Here is a 20257-nt window from a genome sequence, read left to right on the forward strand (position 1 = left end):
TGGTCACGGGGTCTCCTCGGGGAACAGTGCGGTACGGAGCAGGTCGTGATCGATCGCGTGAGCGGTGAAGCCGTGGCGGCCGGTCATCGTGGTGGCGGCGACCATCGCGTTGACGATGGCCTCCTCGGTGGCCTCGATCGTCAGATCGAACAGCCGCGTCATCAGCTGGGGCGCGAGCATGCGAACACCGATCTCCGGGCGGGCGGTGCCGGCGTCCTCGTCCCACGCATACGCAGGGATGCCCCGGTTACCCGTGGAGAAGGCCAGCATCAGGTCTCCGCTGTACTGCTCGCCCGTCCCGCCGAGCCGGCCCACGGCCAGAGCTGCACGCTGCGCCAGGCGGGTGCACTGGTGGGGGAGCAGGGGTGCGTCGGTCGCGACGATCACGATGATCGATCCCGATCCGGGTTCATAGCCCGGCGGCAGATCCGGCAGCGGCACCGTTGTCGGGCCGATCATCTCGCCGACGTGGACGCCGTTGATGCGCAGGCGTTCTCGCCGACCGTGGTTGGCCTGCACGAGGACGCCGACGGTGTAGCGTCCGGTCGCGGTGTCGGTGACGCGCGAGGACGTGCCGATGCCGCCTTTGAAGCCGTGGCAGATCATTCCGGTGCCGCCGCCGACGTTGCCCTCAGCGGGAGGCAGCGCCGACGCGCTCTCCAGCGCGGCGCGGGCGTGTTCGGGCCGGACGTGGAAGCCGTTGATGTCGTTGAGCAGCCCGTCGTAGGTTTCGCCGACCACGGGCAGTGACCAGTAGACGCCGTCTCCGCGGGCACGCACCTGCGCGGCGACCAGCTCGTCACGCACGACGCCGACGCTGTGGGTGTTGGTCAGCCCGATGGCGGTGGTCAGCTCGCCGGATTCGCGGATCCATTCGAGGCCCGTCATCTCACCGCTGCCGTTGAGGCGGTGGGCCCCGGCGAACATCGGCTCGGTCCAGATGTCGTCGTGCGGGACGACGACGGTGACACCGGTGTGTACCGCGGGAGGACCCTCGTCATCGAGGGTGACGTGCCCGACCCGCACGCCCGGCACGTCGGTGATGGCGTTGTGGGCGCCGGTGGGGTGGTCGCCGATGACGACGCCGAGGTCTCTTGCCCTCATGACACGCTCCGTTGTTTTCCGAATTGGAAAAGAACTATGCGCCCGTGTCGGGCATCACGCAACAGGAAAGGCAGAATCAATCTCACGACACCGGAGAGAGGGTGAAGCAGATGGGACGGCCGAACACCCAGGCGCAGCGGCGCGCCGACATCATGGACGCGGCGATCACGCTGATCGAGCGCCACGATCTGGCCACCCTCAAGCTCGCCGATGTGGCGGCCGAACTCGGTCTGACCACGAACGCCGTGCGGTACTACTTCAAGGACATGACCGAACTGCTCTCCCAGCTGGCCCTGCGCTCGGACGTTCGTTTCTTTGAGCAGCGTCGTCGGCTCGGGGAGCAGACCGACGATCTGACACAGCAGTTGGCGATGACGATCGCGGCGGGCCTGCCGACCGGGGCGGAGGACGCCGAGTGGCGGGCGATCTGGCGGGCGGTGCTCGCGGCGGGATTCGAACTCGACCAGCGCCACGACGTGCAGGGGATCTATCACCGGCAGGTCGGTCTGTACCGAGATCTGTTGGCCGCCGGGGCAGATGCGGGAGTGTTCACCCTCACCGTGCCGGCGGTCGACATCGCGATGACGCTGATGGCGATGGAGGACTACCTCGGCTACCGCATCGTGGCGCGCGATCCGGAGATGGATCGTGCGACGGCACTGCGCCTCATGCGGCAGTATGCCGAATCGGCAACGGGGACAACTCTTCCCGCGGGTTAGCTCAGTCGCGCCGGTAGGCCGACTCGATCTGCGCGTCCACCGCGTTCGGTAGCAACGGCTTCTCGTTCGTCAGCACGAACGTGGTGTTCCCACGCTGCCAGACCGTGAGCGAGGGGTCGTTGAGGTCCACGCCTTCGTAATGCGGATGGATGAACAGCTTTCCCAGGTCGGCGTTGCGCACGGCTTCGGCATTGTTCTTGTCGGTCGGCGAGTCGGCGTAGCCGTCGTAGCGACGCGCCACATCCACGATGTGCCAGGGGGTGTCGGTCGGAGTGGCGAGGCCGGTGGTGCGCAGGGTCGGATCGCCCACCTTGGACCCGCCGGAGGCGCGTAGCGGGTTGCCGAACAGGACGAAGGTCAGGCGGTCGGGCCCCGGCGCCGTCGGATCCTGTGCGTGCTGGCGCATCCATTCCGAAGCCACCTGAGCCCCTTGGCTGTAGGCGAGCACGATGATGATGCCCGGGGTGGCGCGGATCGCCGCGTCGATGTTGGCCACGCCGGTGGGGATCGAATCCAACGCCAGATTGCGGGGGTAGTCGACGACCTTCATCGTGTACGGACCGGTGCTGAATGCCCCACGGAATTCTTCAGCCATGTTGTCGCGGAAGTGCAGATCCGCTCCGGGCAGCGCGAGAACGGTACCGCTGGACGGGATTCCCAGCCGGGTGGCGGTCGCTGCGGTCAGACCGGTCGAGGGAGGAGCGGACGCGTCCCGACGCGCCGCGATGCGATGGCCGAGGCATCCGGCGCACGACAGCGCGAGGACGATCACGATCAGCACGCGAAGTCTCATGGTGATCCACCTCCTCCGAGCCTGCGCGAGTGTAGCTCTGGCACAGGGGTTCTCAGCTGCAGGTCAGCTGTGAGTCCGGCGTGTGATGCGCGTCGATCCCCAGCCGGGCGCACAGGTCCAGAAAGGTCGTCGCGAACGGGTTGTCGGCGGTCTCTGTCCGCAACTGTGTCCAATCGAGCTGTTCGCGAACCGCCCTCACCACGGGGAAGAGTTTCGCGTAGTCGCAGTGGTGTTCGTGCAGTGAGCGCAGCTTCTGCAGCATCACCTGTGCGGGCGTCAGCACCGGGATCGAGAGCGCGAGGACGTCGAGGCTCGGGGCGTCGGCGATCATGTCGGGACCGACGGGCACCCGGTTGATCTGGTGCAGCACGTCGACGACTGCGGGTCCGTCCACGCTCAGCGCCGCCTTGAACAACCAGTCCTCCGGCGGACGCCGGATGTCGAAGCCCGCCTTGGCGAGGGTCGCCGCCGCGGCCTCGACGTCGGACTCGGCCACCACGAAGTCCACGTCGTGGGACGGTTCGGGTGCGCCGTGGGCCCACAGCGCAAAGCTTCCCGCCAGCGCGAACGGCGGGCCGTCGGCCTTGAGCGCCGACGCCGCGCGGCGCAGCGCCTCGCGCAGATCTTCAGGGGACATTCGCACCGCCGTGGGTTTCGACTGCAGGGTGGGTAGTGGACTACCCATGAAGTTGGTGACCTTCAACATCCTCCACGGACGGACCGTGGGGGGTGATGTCGATCTGGACCGCTTCGCCGATTGCATTGCGGGCCTGGACGCCGACATCCTCGCTTTGCAGGAAGTGGACTCCGTTCAGGAGCGGTCCGGCATGGCCGACCTCACAGCACTGGCGGCCGAAGCCATGGGGGCCCGCAGTCACCGGTTCGTCGCCGCCATCTCGGGGACCCCCGGTGCGACGTGGATGGCGGCGACAGGGGAGGAGCAGCCCGGCACCGCGGCCTACGGCGTCGCGCTGCTCTCGCGGTATCCCGCGACCACATGGCAGGTGGTGCGACTGCCCCGGATTCCGGTGCGCTTCCCGCTCTACCTGCGTGCGCCGGGCCGCGTGCAGGTCATCCACGAAGAGCCCCGAGCCGCGGTGGTCGGACATTTCGACACGCCACTCGGCGGTATCACCGTGGTCAACACGCATCTGTCCTTCGTCCCCGGCTGGAATCGGCTGCAGCTGCGTCGGCTGCTGCGCGACGTCGACGAGATGCCGCACCCGCGCATCGTGACGGGCGATCTGAACATGCCGCCTGCCGCGGTGCGGCGTCACACGGGTCTGCGCGCACTCGCCTCGGCGGCCACGTACCCCTCCGATGTGCCGACCCAGCAACTCGACCATGTACTCACCGACGATCCGGGTCTGCAGGTGCGGGCCTGCCGGACGCCACCGGTCGCGATCTCCGATCATCGCCCGCTCGTCGTCGATCTGCACCGCGCGTGAGTCGTGAAGGACTTTGGTCCCGATCTGGGATGCCTGCAGACCACTGACCTGCGGGATCGCGGCCGGTAGCGTCGGTCGGGAGAGCGGCACACCTGGAACCGGAGCCGCCCGATGAGGAGGCCACCTGTCATGACCCATCCACCCGCGTCGCTGGGCATCGTCGTCTGCGTGGACGGTTCGGCGGCGTCGAAGGTGGCCGTCGACTGGGCTGCGCGGAACGCGGCGCGCCGCCGGGCCACGGTGACGTTGGCGCACGTGCTGCCCTCGGCGATCGTTCAGTCGTGGGTTCAGGTTCCCCTCCCGCCCGCGTTCCTGCAGGACGAGCAGGACGCGGCCCGCGCGATCCTGGACGAGGCGTCGGCCGTCGCGCGAGCCGCCGCCGGAGACGAGCTCGGCGGACTCGGGGAGAAGGTGCTCTCCGGCCAACCCGTGGCCGCGCTGGCCGAGCTCAGCGCCGACGCCGACATGATCGTCATCGGCAGCCGGGGGTTGGGCACGTGGGAGCGGCGGCTTCTGGGATCGGTCAGCACTGGTCTGGTGCACCACGCCAGATGTCCGGTGGCCGTGATCCGCGACGAAGACCCGCTGATCGCGCACCCGGATCAGGCGCCGGTGGTGGTGGGCATCGACGGCTCCCCGGCCAGCGAATACGCCACCGAGATCGCCTTCGACGAGGCGTCACGGCGCGGTGTCGGCCTCGTCGCGGTGCACACGTGGAGCGACGCGGGATACGAACTGCCCGACGAACCGTGGACCGAGGTGCAGCCCGAAGAGGACATGCTGCTTGCCGAGCGGCTCGCCGGCTGGCAGGAGCGCTACCCCGACGTGACCGTGCGCAGGGTGGTCTGCCGGGACCAGCCGGCCCGTCGGCTTCTCGACGAGGCCGCAACGGCGCAGCTGGTGGTCGTCGGCAGCCACGGTCGCGGCGGGTTCGCGGGCATGCTGCTCGGTTCGGTCAGCACCCAGGTCGTTCAGTCCGCCCGCACACCGGTGATCGTCGCCCGCCGCTAGGTGGTCAGGGCCGCATACCGGTCGATGTGGAAGTCGGTGGAGCCGAACTCGAACTGCAGCGCGGTCAGCCGCTTGAAGTAGTGGCCGATCGCCAATTCCTCGGTCATGCCCATACCGCCGTGCAATTGGACCGCCTGCTGGCCGACGAAGCGAGCGGCTCGCCCCACGGTCGCCTTGGCCGCTGACACCGCCTTCGCCCGGGTGACGTCGTCGTCGTCGAGATGCAGGATCGCCAGGTAGACCGCGGCCGCGGCCTGTTCGACCTCCATGTACATGTCCACCATGCGGTGCTGCAGCACCTGGAACGTGCCGATCGGCTGGCCGAATTGCTTGCGCTGCTTGGCATAGTCGACCGTGTCGGCAAGGACCTTCCGCATCGCACCGACTGCCTCGGCGCAGACCGCGGCCGCTCCCTCGTCGCGGGCCCGGGCGATCGACGGCCACGCGCGGCCCTCCTCGCCCAGCAGCGCCGCGGCCGGTACCCGCGCCAGCGTGATGTCGGAGGCGAGCCTGTCATCGATGGTGCGGTAATGGTGCATCTGCAGTCCGGCGGGAGACGAGGCGATGTCGATGGCGAACAGCGAGATGCCCTCGCTGTCGTCCTGCGCTCCTGACGTACGGGCGGTGACGAGGACGTGGCCGGCCAGGGGAGTGCTCATCGAGACGATCTTCGTTCCCGTCAGCACCCAGCCGTCACCCTCGCGCTCGGCCACCGTCGACACCTGCCGCCAGTGCTCACCCGAGGTCGGCTCGGCGGCGGCCACCGTCACCACCGTTGTCCCCGAGACGATCTCGTCGAGCAATGTGGTGGCGACGTCTCCGCCGGCCCGGCGCAGCAAGCCGGAGGCCACCACAGCGCTGTCGACATAGGGTTCGATCACCAGCGCGTGGCCGAGGGCCTCGCAGATCAGCATCATCTCCACGGGGCCGCCGCCGATCCCGCCGAACTCCTCGGGAAGTGCCGCACCCAGGATGCCCAGCTCCTCGGCGAACGCCCGCCAGATCTCCGGCTGCCAACCGGCGCCCGATTGTGCTGCGGCCCTGCTCTTCTCGAGGTCATAGCGGGTCGCGAGAAAGCGCGTCAGCCCGGTCCGCAACAGGTCCTGTTCGTCGTCGAATGTGAAGTCCATGTCGTCGCCTCCTACAGTCCCAGTGCCGCTTTGGCCAGGATGTTGCGTTGAATCTCATTGCTGCCGGCGTAGATCGAGCCGGCGCGGTCGTTGAGGTACCTCAGGGGCGCCACCGCCTGCCACGGCTCGCCGCTGACATGGCCGTCCGCGGGCGGCTCGAAGTGGGCGATCGGGCCACCGGGGCAGGTGGCGTGCGGTTGGTAGGCACGGCCGCGCGGACCGGCGGCCTCCATGGCCAATTCGGTGATGTGCTGGCTCAACTCGGTGCCGAGCACCTTGAGCATCGAGGACTTGGCGCCGGGGTTACCGCCCGCGGCCACCACGGCGAGCACCTGGTGTTCCAGGATCTCGAGGACCTCGGTGCGAATCCGGACCTCTGCGAGTTTGCGGGCGAACGCGGGGTGATCGAGGAGCCGCCCGCCGGCCGGTCCGGGTTGCTCGGCGGCCACCGCGGCGATGTCCTCGGCCATCACCTGCAGGCCGGGAGCCGCGGCGCCTCCGCCGCGCTCGAACTCCAGCAGGTACTTGGCCACCGTCCAGCCGTCGTCGATCTCGCCGATGACGTTGGCCTTGGGCACCCGCACCTCGTCGAAGAACACCTGGTTCTGCACCTCCTCGCCGGACGTCATGACGAGCGGGCGGATCTCGATACCAGGCGAGGTCATGTCGATCAACACGAACGTGATGCCACGCTGTTTCTTGTCCGACCGGGTGGTCCGCACCAACGCGAACATCCAGTTGGCCTCGCGGGCATGGGTGGTCCAGATCTTGCTGCCCGTGCACACCAGGTGGTCGCCGTCGTCCCGGGCGGCCATCGACAGCGCGGCGAGATCCGAACCGGCTTCCGGTTCCGAGTAGCCCTGACAGAAGAAGATATCGCCGGTGAGGATCCCGGGCAGGAAGAAGTCCTTCTGCGCCCGCGTGCCGAACTCGATGATCGCGTGGGCGACCATGCGGATGCCCATCGGTGACAGCGAAGGCGCGCCTGCCAGTGTCGACTCCCTGCTGAAGATGTAGTGCTGGGTCAGCGTCCAGTCGCAGCCGCCGTGGGCCACCGGCCAGGCGGGGGCGGCCCAGCCCTTCTCGTTCAGGATCCGTTGCCACTCCATGCTGGCGTCATGGTCGGCGTACACGCTGGTCATCAACCGGCCGGCGCGGCGCAGCTCCGGCGTGAGGTGCTCCTCCAGGAAGGAACGCACTTCGTCACGGAAGGCGAGATCGGCGGGCGACCAGGTCACGTTCATGGCAAGAGAGTAAACCTAGTTAGTTAAGTCCGGGCCAGCCGGCGTCGGCATGGTCGACCCCCGTCGGCCCGGTGGTACGTTGATCGTGGTGCCGCGTGCGGTGACGGCTCTTTTCAGCAACTTCTCACTGGCGTACGGTGACTCAACTGGCAGGGCCGTGTGCACTCGCCGGCGGTCTCGGCAAATCGAAGGCAGATATCCGTGTATCCCGATGTGGTGTGGCAGGACGAAGTCGACGTGGTGTGTACCGACGTCGGCCCGGCCGGGCTGCTGTGCGCTCTGGCTGCGTCCGCCGCAGGCGGTGAGGTGATGATCGCCGCGCAGCGACGGCATTCACGGACCTGGTTCGAAACGCTGCGCGGGGACGCTGCCACGGCGGCGTACACCTCCGCACTCGTCGACGACATCGACGTCAAGAAGCTGCCGGAACAGCCCCGTGAGCTGCCCGTGCGCGCCGTCCGGCCCGCAGCTGTCGAGAGCGCTTCTGGTGGCCGGAAGCGCCGCACCGTACCGCCGTTCGACGGTGGTCGGCTCCGGCGCTGGACGGGGGAGTGCATCGCCTCGCCGTTCGGCTACCTCTACACGCGCGTCACGGGCTGGCCGTCGTCGCATGTGCAGTCCGCCGACGGTGATCTCGTCGAGGCGATCACCGCCGATGTACCGGCCGGCGCGATCGCCGAGCCGGGGGGCCTGGACGCGTGGTTGACCGCGCAAGCGGCGGAGCATCATCTCCAGACGGAACCTGTCGACGCGGTCGACCGGCTCGTGTTCGAGGACTCGACGGTCATCGGGGTGGTCTTCGACACCGCCGACGGTCCGCTGGCCGTCCGCGTCCGGCACGGCGTGCTGGTGTGTGGGCCGCCCGGTGTCGAAGGGCACAGCGGCGACGTGGGGAGAGTGGCACTGGTCGGACGGTCGGCCAGTCGTTTCGGCCGGGTGGAACTGCTCACCGACGACTGAACCGGCTCAGAAGTCGACGTCGATGCGTCCCTTGGCGAGCAGAGACTCCATCGGTCCCGCGGCGATGGGCCGCGACAGCAGGAATCCCTGAGCGCGATGGCACCCGTGGCGCAGCAGCGTCAGCGCCGCAGCCCGCGTCTCCACGCCCTCGGCCACCAACTCGAGACCGAACGCCTCTGCCAACGCGATGATGGCCCGCACGATCGCCAAATCGCCCGGGTCAGACCCTAATTCACGCACGAAGCTGCGGTCGATCTTGAGCGTGTCCACCGGCAGGGATTTCAGCTGCGACAGCGCGCTGTATCCGGTGCCGAAGTCGTCGATGGCGACCAGAACCCCGGCCTCCTTGAGGCCGTCCAACGTGATGCGGGTGGTCTCGATGTCCTGGACCACCACTGTCTCGGTGATCTCCAGGCACACCGACCCCGGCGGCAGTCCGTTGTCGGCCATCGCGCCCTTGACGGACTCCACGAAGCCCTCGGTGACCAGCTGGACGGGCGAGACGTTGATGCGCACCACCGACTCTTTGCCGTGACCCCGGGACCGCCAGGCGGCGAACTCGGCGCACGCCGTGCGGAGCACCCACCGGCCCAGCTCGCCCGCCATGTTGATCGACTCGGCCACCCCGATGAAGGAATCGGGGGTCAGCAGGCCTCGCGTGGGATGCTGCCAGCGCACCAACGCTTCCATGGCGACGATGTCGCCGGTGCGCATGTCCACCTCGGGCAGATAGTGCAGCAGCAGCGCACCGCTTTCGACCACCGTCTGCAGATGGAGCTCGATGTCGTTGCGGAACTCGTTCTCCAGCGACATGTCGTCGGTGAACACCGCAACCTGGTTGCCGCCGGAATTCTTGGCGGTCAGCACTGCCTGGTCGGCCCTGCGCAACAGATCGGACGTGCTGTCGTGGCCTGGCATCCCGAGGGCCACCCCGATGCTCACCGTCCGCGTCAACATCTCCCCGTCGATGGCCACGCGCTCCCGCAGCGCCGCCTGCAGACGCACCGCGAGCGCCTCCGCGGCCTCGGCGTCCATGGGGGTGGCGGGCACCACCACGAATTCATCGCCGCCCAGCCGCGCGATCACCGTGGGCCCGTCCGCGCTTCTGCGCAGGCGCTCGGCGAGCACCCTGATGAACCAGTCACCGGCGGTGTGGCCCAGATAGTCGTTGATCGCCTTGAGCCGGTCGAGATCGAAGAACAGTGCCGACACCGGTCCGGGTTGGCCGTCGGCGAGACGTACGTCCAGATGGTTGAGCAGAGCGCGCCGGTTGTACAGCCCGGTCAGATCGTCGTGGTCGGCGAGGTAGCGCAGCTGTTCCTCGGCATCGACCCGCGCCTGGACTTGCGCCAGCAGGGAGGCGATGGCTTTGAGCGCGTTGAGTTCGGCGTCGGTCCAGTTGCGGTCCCCGAACTTGACGAAACCCAGGACACCGGAGGTCACCTCGCCTGAGAGCAGTGGCACGCACGCCATCGACGTCGCCGCCACCTGCCGGCCCTCGTTGATCGTGCGCTGGTAGTCATCGGTGGCCGGCTCCGGGCGGAAGACCACGGGCTCCTTCTGGTGCTCGGCCATGGCGAACACAGGATCGGCATCGGTGAAGTACACGACGGCAAGCGGATCCGGGTCCGGAATTCCCGGGCGCACCGGCCACTCGGCCACCAGCACCGACGCCCGGATCGTGTGATCGTTGCGCCGCAGGAAGCTGACGTCGACGCCGAAGTACGCCACCAGGTCGGCCAGCACGTTCTGGCAGACGTCCTTGGCCGTCGCTGACGTGGCACCCATGAGTTGCGTCGCGACCGATGTCACCACCAGGTCCAGGCTCTCGGGCAAGCGACCCTCTCCGTATCCGCGTCAGTTCGGTGACGAGTTGTCTTCCCGGCCGCGACGCCGGCTGACGACCGACGGTCTCGGCGCCCGGGACAATCTCAGCACCAACGCCAGTGACTCAGCGGGATTCGCGGATACCAACGTCCGGAAAGTGTATTGCAGGTCAGCCAACGCTTTGGCGAAGCGCGGCGAGAGCGCGGCGAAGTCGGCGTCGTCGACCGCGTACAGAAATGCCGGGGACACCGGCTGTACCGCCAATCCATGCTGCTGGGCGCATATCCACACGGACTCCACCGCCGCACCGGCACGGGCGTAATCGGTGAGCGCGCCCCCGGCCACGGTGACGATCGCCACACCGGCGGCCGCGGAGATCTTCGTGCGGCTGTCATCGCCCAGCACGGTGCCGGCGTCCCACGTCGCCAGATGCGTCATCACGTCACCGCGGCGCAGGATGTCGAGCAGGACCACATCGGCGTCATCGAGTTCGAGGCTGCGCACCTCGATCCCGGTATCCGGCGACGGATCGCCGGGCCATCGCAGCTCGTCGATCATCTGCGCGTGCAGGTGCGGAGTCAGGTAGCGGATCCGATCGGCCGTGGCCAGGATCGCGGCGGCCCGTTGCAGGTCGGGCGGGTCGGTCAGCAGACACAACCGCGCGCCCTCTCGATCTGCCGCCGCGTTCAGCTCGGCGACGACGTCGTCGCCCAGCTCGATCCGCTCGCCGTGACGACGGTTCGTCTCGCGCCGCATCATCGCTGGATAGAGCTCGGCCAGCGCGAGGTCGGGTTCGGAGTCGCCCAGCGTGACCGCCGCGCTCAGCGGGAAACGTTCGTCGCCGAGTCGGAAGTCGACGCGCGCGCCGACTCCCCGTGCTGCGGCGGCCACCCGCGCGTTGAAGGTGGCCGCGCCCACGGCCACCGCGCTGCCTCGGAACCCGACGTCCATGGCCGAGGTGAGGTCGGGGTCGAGATGAATGTCGAGGCGGTGCTGTGGTGGTGCACCCGGCTTCTCGACGATCCACGGCTGGGTGTTGCCGCCCGACGGTGCCCGCTGCGCTGCCGCAGCAACCACGTCGATGACCTCACCCGCCGGCACGGCCGGCGCCTGGCCGTACGCTCGCTCGTCCGACCTGGTGGGGGCGCCGCTGCGGCCCGGTTCACAAACCTGGTCGAGGAGTGCGGGCACGTCGACCTTGACCCGGCCGGAGGCCAGCGGTTCGCCCAACCCGATCCGGCGGACCGCCTCGGCCACCCATGCGGCGCCGACGGCCACCTCGGAGGCCAGCTGCGGCCAGGTCGTCAGCGTCGTGCCGACCTCGAGGAGGGAGGCCGCCATCCGCGCGGGCAGACCGGAGGCATCGATGATCCGCAGAACCCGCGGGACCTTCTCCTTGGCACTCAGACCGGCCAGTGCGTCGGCGTCCATCTCCGCGAGGTCGCCGAGCAGACCGTGCAGGAGCGGTCGGTCGCGGTCGGTGTCGAAGCGTTCGACATCCAGCAGACCGCCGCTGCTGGTCGCCATCAGGACCGGGATGCCGCGCGCCCGTGCCGCAGCGCGGACGAGCACTTTGGCGTCCAGGGAATCGCACTCTTCGACGAGGACATCGAGGCCGTCGAGGAATCCGTCGACGGTGTCGGGTGTCAGGCCGTCCTGCGTCACGAGCACGGGCAGGTAGGGGTCCAGTTCGGCGATGCGCCGCGCACACACCACCGCTTTGTTCACGCCCACGTCGAGAAGGGTGGCGGGGACCCGGTTCAGATTCGACACGTCGATGGCGTCGAAGTCGGCGAGTCGCAGTTCGCCGCAGAGTCCCTGAGTGGCGAGGGTGTGTGCGATGGCATGTCCGACACTGAGCCCCACCACGCCGACTCGGAGCCGGCCCAGCGTCTCCAATTCGTCGGCGGAGAGCAGGTTGCGGTTGCGATCCAGTCGCAGCCGGCGGTAGCCGCGGGGGCCGAGGGCACGTGCCAGTACGCGACGCCAGGGGTAGTACACCCACCGGTCGGGCTCGTCGGTGACATCGGCGGGGACGGGCGGGCGCACCGCGGCCAGCTCCGCCCGCTGCGCAGCGATCGTGTCGACCACGTCGACGCGCGGATCGTCACGCAGGGCTGACCACCGCTCGGCGTCCGTGGGCGCGTTCGGATCGAGCACCGATGCACAGTGGACCGGACCGGCGGGGTGGCTCATCCCAGCAGTCGCGGCGCCGCGGCGAGCACGGCGTCTCCGGCGAAGTCGGGCCGCGGCGTCATGGCGCGCTTGTCGGCCAGATACGCCGAGAGTTGCCGCGGTTGAGCATGATTGGCGAAGGTGAGGCGATCCCACCAGGCGATCCTGGTCTGGTAGCGAATGTCGGGGTAGGGAGTCGGCGGGATCTTGGCGGCCAGCACCCCGCCCGACGTCAGCCACCGCTTGAGCACGTAGGACGCGGCCGTCGCGACGACGAACTGGATGCCCAGCAGATCCATCGCATGCAGAGGTGTGCGGGCGATGGCCGTGGTCAGTCGGCGGCTCAACTCGGGGTCGTCGGCGACCCATGCGGTCTTCATTTCGGCCACGCCGAAGGGTAGACGATCAGCAACCATTTTCCGCACCAGATCCTCCCCGTCCTGCCCGTCCCATTCCTCGATCGCGTGGCATTCGGCTATCGCCCCATAGGGTCCCTTTGCACGCAGTCCACCGACAACTCGACCCTGCTGATTGACGCACGCGGCGAATAGGGCGGTGTCGTCCCCACGGTGTAGGGCGTCCGTGTCGATGGCCGCACCGATGCCGTGTTGTTGATAGCTGTGCGCTGCCCCTGCGATGAAGTCGGACCACAACTCGGGTTCCGTCGAAGGCCGTGCATAGACCACGGTGCACTCCGTGGCGGGGTCCCAGTAGCGCGGACTGGCATCCAGTCGGTCGCCATCGACATCAGCAAAGGCAAAGTCCGGTCGGGTCATTTCGATCCATTCGTCGGGCGGCGCAATGGTGGGGGCGGGTACCGCGCAGAACGCGAAAAAACACGTTCATTGTCGAGTATCTCGCGCACACACAGCGAAATTCCAGCTAGCCGGAAGAACTCACCCGTGTAATCCCATTTGCGGAAAGGTCACGATTGGGTAACGATCGCGCCGAGTCGGTTGGTGGCAATCGCCCTAACCCGGATCGGCCCAGGTCAGGGGGTCGCGACGTTGCCACGGCGAACAATCGTGGCGACTGGTTCCGATCGCAACGGACTTCGGTCCCCGCGAGCACCTCGTTTGCTCTTTCTGCGGGACCAGGGGCAGAACGATGCCGGGGAACTTCGCGCTGACGCCGCCGTCAGCGCGGTTACCGTCCAGTAACGAGCCTGTTTCCCAGGCCCGCCGCCCAGCGCGGCAACGCGGGTCGCCATCGTGCGCATGTTCAGAGCCCGAGCGTTGCGCAAAACCTGCGTCCGGGTCCGGACAACGCAGACGGGGATATCGCGACGTGCCGCGCCGGCGGAGATTCCCGCCCCGAGGGACGTTTGCCAAATCCGTAAATTGCGGCAACCGACTCTAGTCGCCGCAATTTTATTGACATGTGCGACAGAAATCCAGTGAGCGTACAGCGAGTATTCACGGATTTCACAACAACAATCCGGATAGCGAAATAAAGAAATGCTGATTTCATTCGATGTTTCTGTGCCCACTTTCGGCACGTCATGACACTATTCCGAGCGTCAATCGGAGCCGGTCTCATAGGCGTCCGGTTCGGTGTCGGCTGTGGCCTTGGCTATTGCGTTGGTGTGACCTCGGGTGTGACATCGGGTGTGACCTCGGGTGTGACACTGTGGTGGCACCGTGAGGCTGGAATCGGCGGCCATGGGTCGAAGGAGACGCAGTGAAGAAGTTCAAGGATCTCGGCGAGTTCGTCGCAGCGGAGGGGTCGCAGCTCGGACCCACGGAGTGGCTGGAGATCACTCAGGACCGTGTGAATCTGTTCGCCGATGCCACCGACGACCACCAGTGGATCCACGTCGATCCCGAGCGGGCGGCCGGTGGTCCCTTCGGCGGGACGATCGCGCATGGGCTGCTCACCCTGTCGCTGTTGCCTTACTTCACACACCGCCTCTACACCGTCGACAACGTGGCGATGGCAATCAACTACGGCTACAACAAAGTCCGGTTCATCACGCCGGTCCGCGTAGGTGCGCGGCTGCGGGCGCGCGCGCTGATCTCGACGGTCACTCGGCTCGACAACGCGGTGCAGGCCACGCTCGCGGTCACCGTCGAGATCGAGGGTTCCGAGAAGCCTGCGGCGATCGCCGAGTCGATCGTGCGCTTCGTCGGCTGATCAGCGGCTGCCGGCGGCAGCCTTGACCAGTCCGCCGCCGATGATCAGGCGCTGGATCTCGCTGGTGCCTTCGTAGAGCCGGAGCAACCGCACGTCGCGGTAGATCCTCTCCACTGGTACGTCGCGCATGTATCCGGCGCCGCCGTGGATCTGGACGGCGAGATCGGCGACCCGGCCCACCATCTCGGTGCAGAACAACTTCACCGCCGACGGCGCCAGCCTGCGATCTTCTCCGGACAGCCACTGTTGGGCGGCGTCACGCACCATGGCCCGGCCGGCCATCACCCCGGCGTACTGATCGGCGAGCATCGCCTGCACGAGCTGGAATTCACCGATCGGTGTGCCGCCCTGTGTCGCCGTCGCGGCGTAGGCGACCGATTCGTCGAGCGCGCGCTGCGCGGTGCCGACCGCGAGTGCCGCGATGTGCACCCTGCCGCGGGCCAGGGACGACAGCGCCGCGCGATACCCGATGTCCTCGCTGCCCCCGACGAGCGCACTGTCGCCGACCCGCACGTCGGAGAAGGTCACGTCGGCGGTCCAGGCGCCCTCCTGGCCCATCTTCTTGTCCTTCGCCCCGACCGTGACCCCTGAGCTGTCGGCGGGGACCAGGAACACTGCTATGCCGGCGCCCTGTGCGTCGGCGGGGCGGGTGCGCGCGAACGTGATGAACAGATCCGCGGTCGGCGCATTCGTGATGTATTGCTTGGCTCCGTTGATGATCCATCCGTCGCCGTCGCGAGTTGCCTTGGTGCGCAAGCCCGCCGGGTTGGAACCGGCGCCTGGTTCGGTCAACGCGAACGACGCGACGACGTCGCCGGAGGCAATGGGCGCCAACCAGGTGGACTTCTGCTCGTCGGTGCCGTAGCCGACGAGCACCTGTCCCGCGATGCCGTTGTTGGTTCCGAACATGGATCGCACGGCCAGCGACGTGTACCCGAGTTCCATGGCCAGTTCGACGTCTTGTGCCAGGTTCAGGCCGAGGCCGCCCCAGTCCTGGGGGATCGCGTACCCGAACAGGCCCATCTTCTTCACCTGCTCGCGCAGGTCGTCCGGGACCCGATCGTCGGTCAGGATGTCCTGCTCTCGGGGCACGACGACGGTCCTGACGAAGTGGCGGGTCTGCGCGAGGATCTCGCGGAAGTCCTCGTCACTCACGTCGGCGCTGCTCATCGCTCTCCTCAGGGTTTGTGTAGCCGAAATCGTATATGAAATACGATATCGGTCCGAACCCCGACGACGTGAGGATGAGGCATGGGATTACTGACCGGACGGATCGCTGTGGTCACGGGCGGGGCGCAGGGGCTGGGTCTGGCCATCGCTCAACGGTTCGTCGACGAGGGAGCCCGGGTGGTGCTAGGGGACGTCAATCTCGAGGCCACGCAGTCGGCGGGCGACACACTCGGCGGCGCCGATGTGGCCCGGGCCGTGCGCTGCGACGTGACCAGTGCCGAGCAGGTCGAGGCTCTGGTGGCGACAGCCGTCGAGCAGTTCGGTGGTCTGGACGTGATGGTCAACAACGCGGGCATCACCCGTGACGCCACGATGCGCAAGATGACCGAGGAGCAGTTCGACCAGGTTATCGCGGTACACCTGAAAGGCACGTGGAACGGCCTTCGGGCTGCCTCGGCGGTGATGCGGGAGAACAAGCGCGGCGCGATCGTGAACATGTCGTCGATCTCCGGCAAGGTCGGCATGATCGGGCAGACCAACTACTCGGCCGCCAAGGCCGGCATCGTCGGGATGACGAAGGCTGCGTCCAAAGAACTCGCGTACCTCGGCGTGCGGGTGAACGCCATCCAACCCGGTCTGATCCGGTCGGCGATGACAGAGGCCATGCCGCAACACATCTGGGACTCGAAAGTGGCCGAGGTTCCGATGGGCCGCGCCGGCGAGCCGGACGAGGTGGCGAACGTGGCGCTCTTCTTGGCCAGCGACCTGTCCTCGTACATGACCGGGACCGTCCTCGAGGTCACCGGCGGGCGGCACCTATGACCCGTGCGGCCGTCATCTGCGAACCGGTCCGGACGCCGATCGGGCGTTACGGCGGCATGTTCGCGTCGCTGACAGCCGTCGACCTCGGGGTCGCGGCACTGCAGGGCCTGCTCACCCGCACCGGCATCCGCCCCGAGACGGTCGAGGACGTCATCGTGGGGCATTGCTACCCGTCCATGGAGGCGCCCGCCATCGGTCGCGTCATCGCCCTCGACGCCGGCCTACCGGTGACCGTGCCCGGTATGCAGGTCGACCGGCGCTGCGGCAGCGGTCTGCAAGCCGTGATCCAGGCATGCCGTCAGGTCGCCGCGGGTGACAGCGACGTCGTGGTCGCCGGCGGGGCAGAGTCGATGAGCAACGCGGTGTTCCACTCCACCGACATGCGGTGGGGCGGGGCTCGGGGCGGCATCGCAGTGCACGACGCGCTCGCGCGGGGCAGGACGACAGCGGGCGGCAAGCATCATCCCGTGCCCGGCGGGATGCTCGAGACCGCCGAGAATCTCCGGCGCCAGTACGGAATCGGGCGCCACGAGCAGGACCAGCTTGCAGTGCGTTCACACCAGCGCGCCGTCAATGCCCAGAGCGACGGTCTGCTCGCCGAGACGATCATTCCGGTGGCCGTTCACACCAGGAGCGGCGAGGACGTCATCGACACAGACGAGCACCCGCGGGCCGACACGTCGCTGGAGAAATTGGCGACGCTCCGGCCGATCCTGGCCGCCTCCGATCCGGAAGCAACTGTGACAGCGGGCAACTCGAGCGGACAGAACGACGCGGCCTCGATGTGTCTGGTCACCACCGCGGAAAGAGCCGACGAACTGGGCCTCACCCCGCTGGTCACGTTGGTGTCGTGGGCGGTCGCAGGTGTCGGTCCGGAGGTGATGGGTATCGGCCCGGTGCCGGCGACCGGTATCGCGCTCGCTAAGGCTGGCCTGACACTGGCCGACATCGACCTCATCGAACTGAACGAGGCATTCGCCGCGCAGGCGCTGGCATGCACACGCGAATGGGGTTTCACGGCAGGCGATTTCGATCGCACCAATGTCCACGGATCGGGGATTTCCCTCGGACACCCGGTCGGGGCCACCGGGGGTCGCATGCTGGCGACGCTGGCTCGCGAGCTGACGCGGCGCGGCGGCCGGTACGGGCTGGTCACCATGTGTATCGGCGGTGGGCAAGGCCTGGCGGCCGTCTTCGAAAGGGCAACGCGATGACCAGACTGGCGCAGACGCTGGGGCTCACCGAGTTCCAGACCGAGATCGTCGCCACGGTGCGGAGATTCGTGGACAAAGAGGTGATCCCGGCAGCCCAGGAACTCGAGCATTCCGACACCTATCCACAGGCCATCGTCGACGGCATGCGGGACATGGGGCTGTTCGGGTTGATGATCCCCGAGGAGTACGGCGGCCTCGGCGAGTCACTGCTGACCTACGCGCTGTGCGTCGAAGAGCTTGCTCGGGGGTGGATGAGCGTATCCGGGGTGATCAACACCCACTTCATCGTCGCCTACATGATCCGCCAGCACGGCACCGAGTCGCAGAAGCGGAACCTGCTGCCGCGCATGGCCACCGGTGACACCCGCGGTGCGTTCTCGATGTCAGAGCCCGAACTGGGTTCCGATGTGGCGGCGATCCGGACCAGGGCTGTCGACAACGGCGACGGCACCTACACGATCGACGGCCAGAAGATGTGGCTGACCAACGGAGGCAGCTCGACGCTGGTCGCAGCGCTGGTGCGTACGGACGAGGGGGCGGAGCGCCCACATCGCAACCTGACCGCCTTCTTGATCGAGAAGCCCGCGGGGTTCGGCGAAGTCGTGCCGGGCCTCACCATTCCCGGCAAGCTCGACAAGCTCGGCTACAAGGGCATCGACACCACCGAACTGATCTTCGACGGCTATCGCGCCCAGGCGACCGACATCCTCGGTGAGGCACCCGGTCAGGGGTTCTTCCAGATGATGGACGGCGTCGAGATCGGGCGAGTCAACGTCTCCGCCCGGGCCTGCGGCGTCGGCATCCGCGCGTTCGAGCTCGCGGTGCGTTACGCGCAGCAGCGCAGCACGTTCGGAAAGCCGATCGCCGAGCATCAGGCGATTGCCTTTGCGCTGGCCGAGATGGCCACCAAGGTCGAGGCGGCCCATCTGATGATGGTCAACGCGGCGCGCCTCAAGGATTCCGGTGACCGCAACGATGTCGCGGCCGGCATGGCGAAGTACTTCACCAGCGAGATGTGCGCCGAGGTCACCCAGCAGAGCTTCCGGATCCACGGCGGCTACGGGTATTCCACCGAATACGAGATCGAACGGCTGATGCGCGATGCGCCGTTCCTGCTGATCGGCGAGGGCACCAGCGAGATCCAGAAGAACATCATCAGCAAGCGGCTGCTCGCGGACTATCGGGTGTGATGGTGAGCGCACCTGATTTCGCGAGCAGGCCGCAACTCGCCGATGACGTGGCGGCGGTGGTGCGACGCAGGATCTTCGACGGGACGTACGCCGCGGGAAGCTATGTCCGTCTCGATCAACTGGCCGCCGAGCTCGGCATCAGCGTGACCCCGGTGCGTGAGGCGCTGTTCGAGCTGAAGGCCGAAGGTCTGCTCGACCAGCAGCCGCGTCGCGGTTTCGTCATCCGACCGGTCACCGGCCGCGACATCACCGATGTCGCCGAGGTACAGGCTTTCATCGGCGGGGAACTGGCGGCTCGCGCGGCCGCCGTGATCACCGATGCCGCGCTGGCTGACCTGGCTGCGGTGCAGGCCGATCTGGAGGCTGCGTATGCCGCAGGCGACGGCCAACGCGCGGTCCGCCTGAATCACGACTTCCACCGGGCGATCAACGTCGCCGCGAACTCTCCGAAACTGGCGCAGCTGATGTCGCAGATCACCCGGTATGCACCCGAGGCCGTGTTTCCCGCGGTCGAGGGGTGGCCGGAGAACTCGAACCAGCACCACCGGCGGGTGCTGGCGGCGCTGGCCGCCCACGATCAGGCGCAGGCCCGCGCCGCGATGGCCGAGCACCTCACCGCCGGGGCGTCACCCCTGATCGAGCACCTGACCCGCCTCGGCGTGCTCGGCTGACGCGCCGATCACCGGACGTCCAGCTGTGCACGCAGCCGTCCGGGGGACACCACGGTGGCCCCGGCGGAGCGGGCGCGCTCGATCAAGGCCCGATCGGAGGTGACGACGACGAGGTCGTCGGGATGCTCATCGGCTCGGATCACGGCGACGATCTCGTCGTCGGCGGAGTTGGGTGCGGCAGCAGGCGCATGGGCGACAGTGACCACCGTCGACTCGATCGGCGGACACGGGGGCTGCTCGAACACCACGGTCACGTCGACACCCTCAGCGCTCGCCCAGGTCTCGAGCGTGTGCACCAGTGTCACCATCGCTGCGTGCCGGTCGCGCCACCAGCCGTCTGGCCGAGCGCCTATCACGTTCATGCCGTCGACGATCCAGCGCACGGGGATCAGGCTATCGATACACGCTCATCGATGTTGCTGGCCGATGTTGGGAAGATGATGGGCAGGAAAACTCCGATGACGATTCGCCCCGCCCACAGCAGATCATCAGCTAACCTCCGCGCAGAAAGAAATCTTACGAGACTGTCAATATCTAGGGCCGCGTCGGGGGACGAGCTAGGAGCGGCCTGGTAGAAGGTCGTGCCAAATTCACAGACTTGCCCAATACCCAGACAGGTGTCGACTGGCGGGGTAGCTTCCAAAGC

At 67.7% G+C, this 20257-nt stretch carries 19 protein-coding genes; 9 read left to right on the top strand and 10 right to left on the bottom strand.

Going from position 1 to position 20257, the window contains the following annotated elements; genetic code table 11:
• Nucleotides 1–3 precede the first annotated feature (3 nt).
• Nucleotides 4–1104: a DmpA family aminopeptidase gene (locus ACZ50N_RS08455; RefSeq protein ID WP_464475146.1), complete on the bottom strand. Its 1101-nt coding sequence runs from the start codon at nt 1102–1104 to the stop codon at nt 4–6.
• Between the two features lie 110 nt (nt 1105–1214).
• Between ACZ50N_RS08455 and ACZ50N_RS08460 the strand changes: the two genes are divergently transcribed.
• Complete coding sequence (locus ACZ50N_RS08460; protein WP_464475147.1) at nt 1215–1823, top strand: TetR/AcrR family transcriptional regulator; 609 nt, start codon at nt 1215–1217, stop codon at nt 1821–1823.
• Nucleotide 1824: 1 nt separating this feature from the next.
• On the opposite strand, the gene ACZ50N_RS08465 is transcribed toward ACZ50N_RS08460, so the two are convergent.
• A complete protein-coding gene (locus tag ACZ50N_RS08465; RefSeq protein ID WP_464475148.1) occupies nt 1825–2616 on the bottom strand; it encodes a PE-PPE domain-containing protein in 792 nt (263 codons plus the stop codon).
• Between the two features lie 52 nt (nt 2617–2668).
• Nucleotides 2669–3253, bottom strand: coding sequence for a hypothetical protein (locus tag ACZ50N_RS08470; protein ID WP_073683916.1), 585 nt, complete (start codon nt 3251–3253; stop codon nt 2669–2671).
• Between the two features lie 46 nt (nt 3254–3299).
• On the opposite strand from ACZ50N_RS08470, the gene ACZ50N_RS08475 reads away from it, so the two are divergent.
• Entirely contained in the window at nt 3300–4064 is a 765-nt protein-coding gene (locus ACZ50N_RS08475) for an endonuclease/exonuclease/phosphatase family protein (protein WP_048425232.1), read from the top strand.
• A 129-nt stretch (nt 4065–4193) separates the two neighbouring features.
• On the top strand, nt 4194–5075 hold the full coding sequence (locus tag ACZ50N_RS08480) for a universal stress protein (RefSeq protein ID WP_048425233.1): 882 nt from the start codon (nt 4194–4196) through the stop codon (nt 5073–5075).
• Here the strand turns inward: ACZ50N_RS08480 and ACZ50N_RS08485 are convergent.
• A complete protein-coding gene (locus tag ACZ50N_RS08485; protein ID WP_048425234.1) occupies nt 5072–6205 on the bottom strand; it encodes an acyl-CoA dehydrogenase family protein in 1134 nt (377 codons plus the stop codon). The two genes, ACZ50N_RS08480 and ACZ50N_RS08485, sit on opposite strands and share 4 nt — an antisense overlap.
• Before the next feature lie 11 nt (nt 6206–6216).
• Nucleotides 6217–7449, bottom strand: coding sequence for an acyl-CoA dehydrogenase family protein (locus tag ACZ50N_RS08490; protein WP_464475149.1), 1233 nt, complete (start codon nt 7447–7449; stop codon nt 6217–6219).
• Nucleotides 7450–7650: 201 nt separating this feature from the next.
• Here ACZ50N_RS08490 and ACZ50N_RS08495 point away from each other — a divergent pair, with 201 nt between their 5' ends.
• Complete coding sequence (locus ACZ50N_RS08495) at nt 7651–8409, top strand: hypothetical protein (RefSeq protein WP_464475150.1); 759 nt, start codon at nt 7651–7653, stop codon at nt 8407–8409.
• Nucleotides 8410–8415: 6 nt separating this feature from the next.
• Here the strand turns inward: ACZ50N_RS08495 and ACZ50N_RS08500 are convergent, their stop codons facing one another.
• The 3 genes from ACZ50N_RS08500 to ACZ50N_RS08510 form a co-directional block, all read right to left on the bottom strand.
• The gene (locus ACZ50N_RS08500; protein WP_413783412.1) at nt 8416–10197 is read right to left on the bottom strand and encodes a putative bifunctional diguanylate cyclase/phosphodiesterase; all 1782 of its coding nucleotides are present in this window, start codon (nt 10195–10197) and stop codon (nt 8416–8418) included.
• Between the two features lie 69 nt (nt 10198–10266).
• Nucleotides 10267–12432 carry an Rv1355c family protein gene (locus ACZ50N_RS08505; protein ID WP_464475151.1) on the bottom strand — a complete coding sequence of 722 codons (2166 nt, stop codon included), beginning with the start codon at nt 12430–12432 and terminating at the stop codon, nt 10267–10269.
• Nucleotides 12429–13187, bottom strand: a complete 759-nt coding sequence (locus ACZ50N_RS08510) for a hypothetical protein (RefSeq protein ID WP_046363882.1) — start codon at nt 13185–13187, stop codon at nt 12429–12431. The genes ACZ50N_RS08505 and ACZ50N_RS08510 overlap by 4 nt, the downstream gene beginning before the upstream one ends.
• 904 nt (nt 13188–14091) lie before the next feature.
• Between ACZ50N_RS08510 and ACZ50N_RS08515 the strand changes: the two genes are divergently transcribed.
• Nucleotides 14092–14544, top strand: a complete 453-nt coding sequence (locus ACZ50N_RS08515) for a MaoC family dehydratase (protein ID WP_046363883.1) — start codon at nt 14092–14094, stop codon at nt 14542–14544.
• Here the strand turns inward: ACZ50N_RS08515 and ACZ50N_RS08520 are convergent, their stop codons facing one another.
• On the bottom strand, nt 14545–15714 hold the full coding sequence (locus ACZ50N_RS08520; protein ID WP_464475152.1) for an acyl-CoA dehydrogenase family protein: 1170 nt from the start codon (nt 15712–15714) through the stop codon (nt 14545–14547).
• A gap of 81 nt (nt 15715–15795) precedes the next feature.
• On the opposite strand from ACZ50N_RS08520, the gene fabG reads away from it, so the two are divergent.
• The 4 genes from fabG to ACZ50N_RS08540 are packed head-to-tail and all read left to right on the top strand — an operon-like array spanning nt 15796 to nt 19611.
• Nucleotides 15796–16536, top strand: coding sequence for a 3-oxoacyl-ACP reductase FabG (gene fabG / locus ACZ50N_RS08525; protein ID WP_464475153.1), 741 nt, complete (start codon nt 15796–15798; stop codon nt 16534–16536).
• The gene (locus tag ACZ50N_RS08530) at nt 16533–17750 is read left to right on the top strand and encodes an acetyl-CoA C-acetyltransferase (protein ID WP_464475154.1); all 1218 of its coding nucleotides are present in this window, start codon (nt 16533–16535) and stop codon (nt 17748–17750) included. Before fabG ends, ACZ50N_RS08530 begins: the two co-directional genes overlap by 4 nt.
• The gene (locus tag ACZ50N_RS08535) at nt 17747–18940 is read left to right on the top strand and encodes an acyl-CoA dehydrogenase family protein (RefSeq protein WP_046363886.1); all 1194 of its coding nucleotides are present in this window, start codon (nt 17747–17749) and stop codon (nt 18938–18940) included. Before ACZ50N_RS08530 ends, ACZ50N_RS08535 begins: the two co-directional genes overlap by 4 nt.
• A gap of 2 nt (nt 18941–18942) precedes the next feature.
• The gene (locus tag ACZ50N_RS08540; RefSeq protein WP_464475155.1) at nt 18943–19611 is read left to right on the top strand and encodes a GntR family transcriptional regulator; all 669 of its coding nucleotides are present in this window, start codon (nt 18943–18945) and stop codon (nt 19609–19611) included.
• Between the two features lie 8 nt (nt 19612–19619).
• Here the strand turns inward: ACZ50N_RS08540 and ACZ50N_RS08545 are convergent, their stop codons facing one another.
• Nucleotides 19620–19994 (bottom strand): NYN domain-containing protein, encoded by a 375-nt coding sequence (locus ACZ50N_RS08545; protein ID WP_046363887.1) that lies wholly within the window; start codon nt 19992–19994, stop codon nt 19620–19622.
• Nucleotides 19995–20257: the final 263 nt, after the last annotated feature.

This window comes from Mycolicibacterium obuense, from assembly GCF_055397605.1.

What these genes read in the sequence shown, in the direction of transcription:
- ACZ50N_RS08455 (WP_464475146.1), bottom strand. Translation starts at nt 1,104, where the DNA reads ATGAGGGCAAGAGACCTCGGCGTCGTCATCGGCGACCACCCCACCGGC.
- ACZ50N_RS08460 (WP_464475147.1), top strand. Translation starts at nt 1,215, where the DNA reads ATGGGACGGCCGAACACCCAGGCGCAGCGGCGCGCCGACATCATGGAC.
- ACZ50N_RS08465 (WP_464475148.1), bottom strand. Translation starts at nt 2,616, where the DNA reads ATGAGACTTCGCGTGCTGATCGTGATCGTCCTCGCGCTGTCGTGCGCC.
- ACZ50N_RS08470 (WP_073683916.1), bottom strand. Translation starts at nt 3,253, where the DNA reads ATGTCCCCTGAAGATCTGCGCGAGGCGCTGCGCCGCGCGGCGTCGGCG.
- ACZ50N_RS08475 (WP_048425232.1), top strand. Translation starts at nt 3,300, where the DNA reads ATGAAGTTGGTGACCTTCAACATCCTCCACGGACGGACCGTGGGGGGT.
- ACZ50N_RS08480 (WP_048425233.1), top strand. Translation starts at nt 4,194, where the DNA reads ATGACCCATCCACCCGCGTCGCTGGGCATCGTCGTCTGCGTGGACGGT.
- ACZ50N_RS08485 (WP_048425234.1), bottom strand. Translation starts at nt 6,205, where the DNA reads ATGGACTTCACATTCGACGACGAACAGGACCTGTTGCGGACCGGGCTG.
- ACZ50N_RS08490 (WP_464475149.1), bottom strand. Translation starts at nt 7,449, where the DNA reads ATGAACGTGACCTGGTCGCCCGCCGATCTCGCCTTCCGTGACGAAGTG.
- ACZ50N_RS08500 (WP_413783412.1), bottom strand. Translation starts at nt 10,197, where the DNA reads ATGGGTGCCACGTCAGCGACGGCCAAGGACGTCTGCCAGAACGTGCTG.
- ACZ50N_RS08505 (WP_464475151.1), bottom strand. Translation starts at nt 12,432, where the DNA reads ATGAGCCACCCCGCCGGTCCGGTCCACTGTGCATCGGTGCTCGATCCG.
- ACZ50N_RS08510 (WP_046363882.1), bottom strand. Translation starts at nt 13,187, where the DNA reads ATGACCCGACCGGACTTTGCCTTTGCTGATGTCGATGGCGACCGACTG.
- ACZ50N_RS08520 (WP_464475152.1), bottom strand. Translation starts at nt 15,714, where the DNA reads ATGAGCAGCGCCGACGTGAGTGACGAGGACTTCCGCGAGATCCTCGCG.
- fabG (WP_464475153.1), top strand. Translation starts at nt 15,796, where the DNA reads ATGGGATTACTGACCGGACGGATCGCTGTGGTCACGGGCGGGGCGCAG.
- ACZ50N_RS08530 (WP_464475154.1), top strand. Translation starts at nt 16,533, where the DNA reads ATGACCCGTGCGGCCGTCATCTGCGAACCGGTCCGGACGCCGATCGGG.
- ACZ50N_RS08535 (WP_046363886.1), top strand. Translation starts at nt 17,747, where the DNA reads ATGACCAGACTGGCGCAGACGCTGGGGCTCACCGAGTTCCAGACCGAG.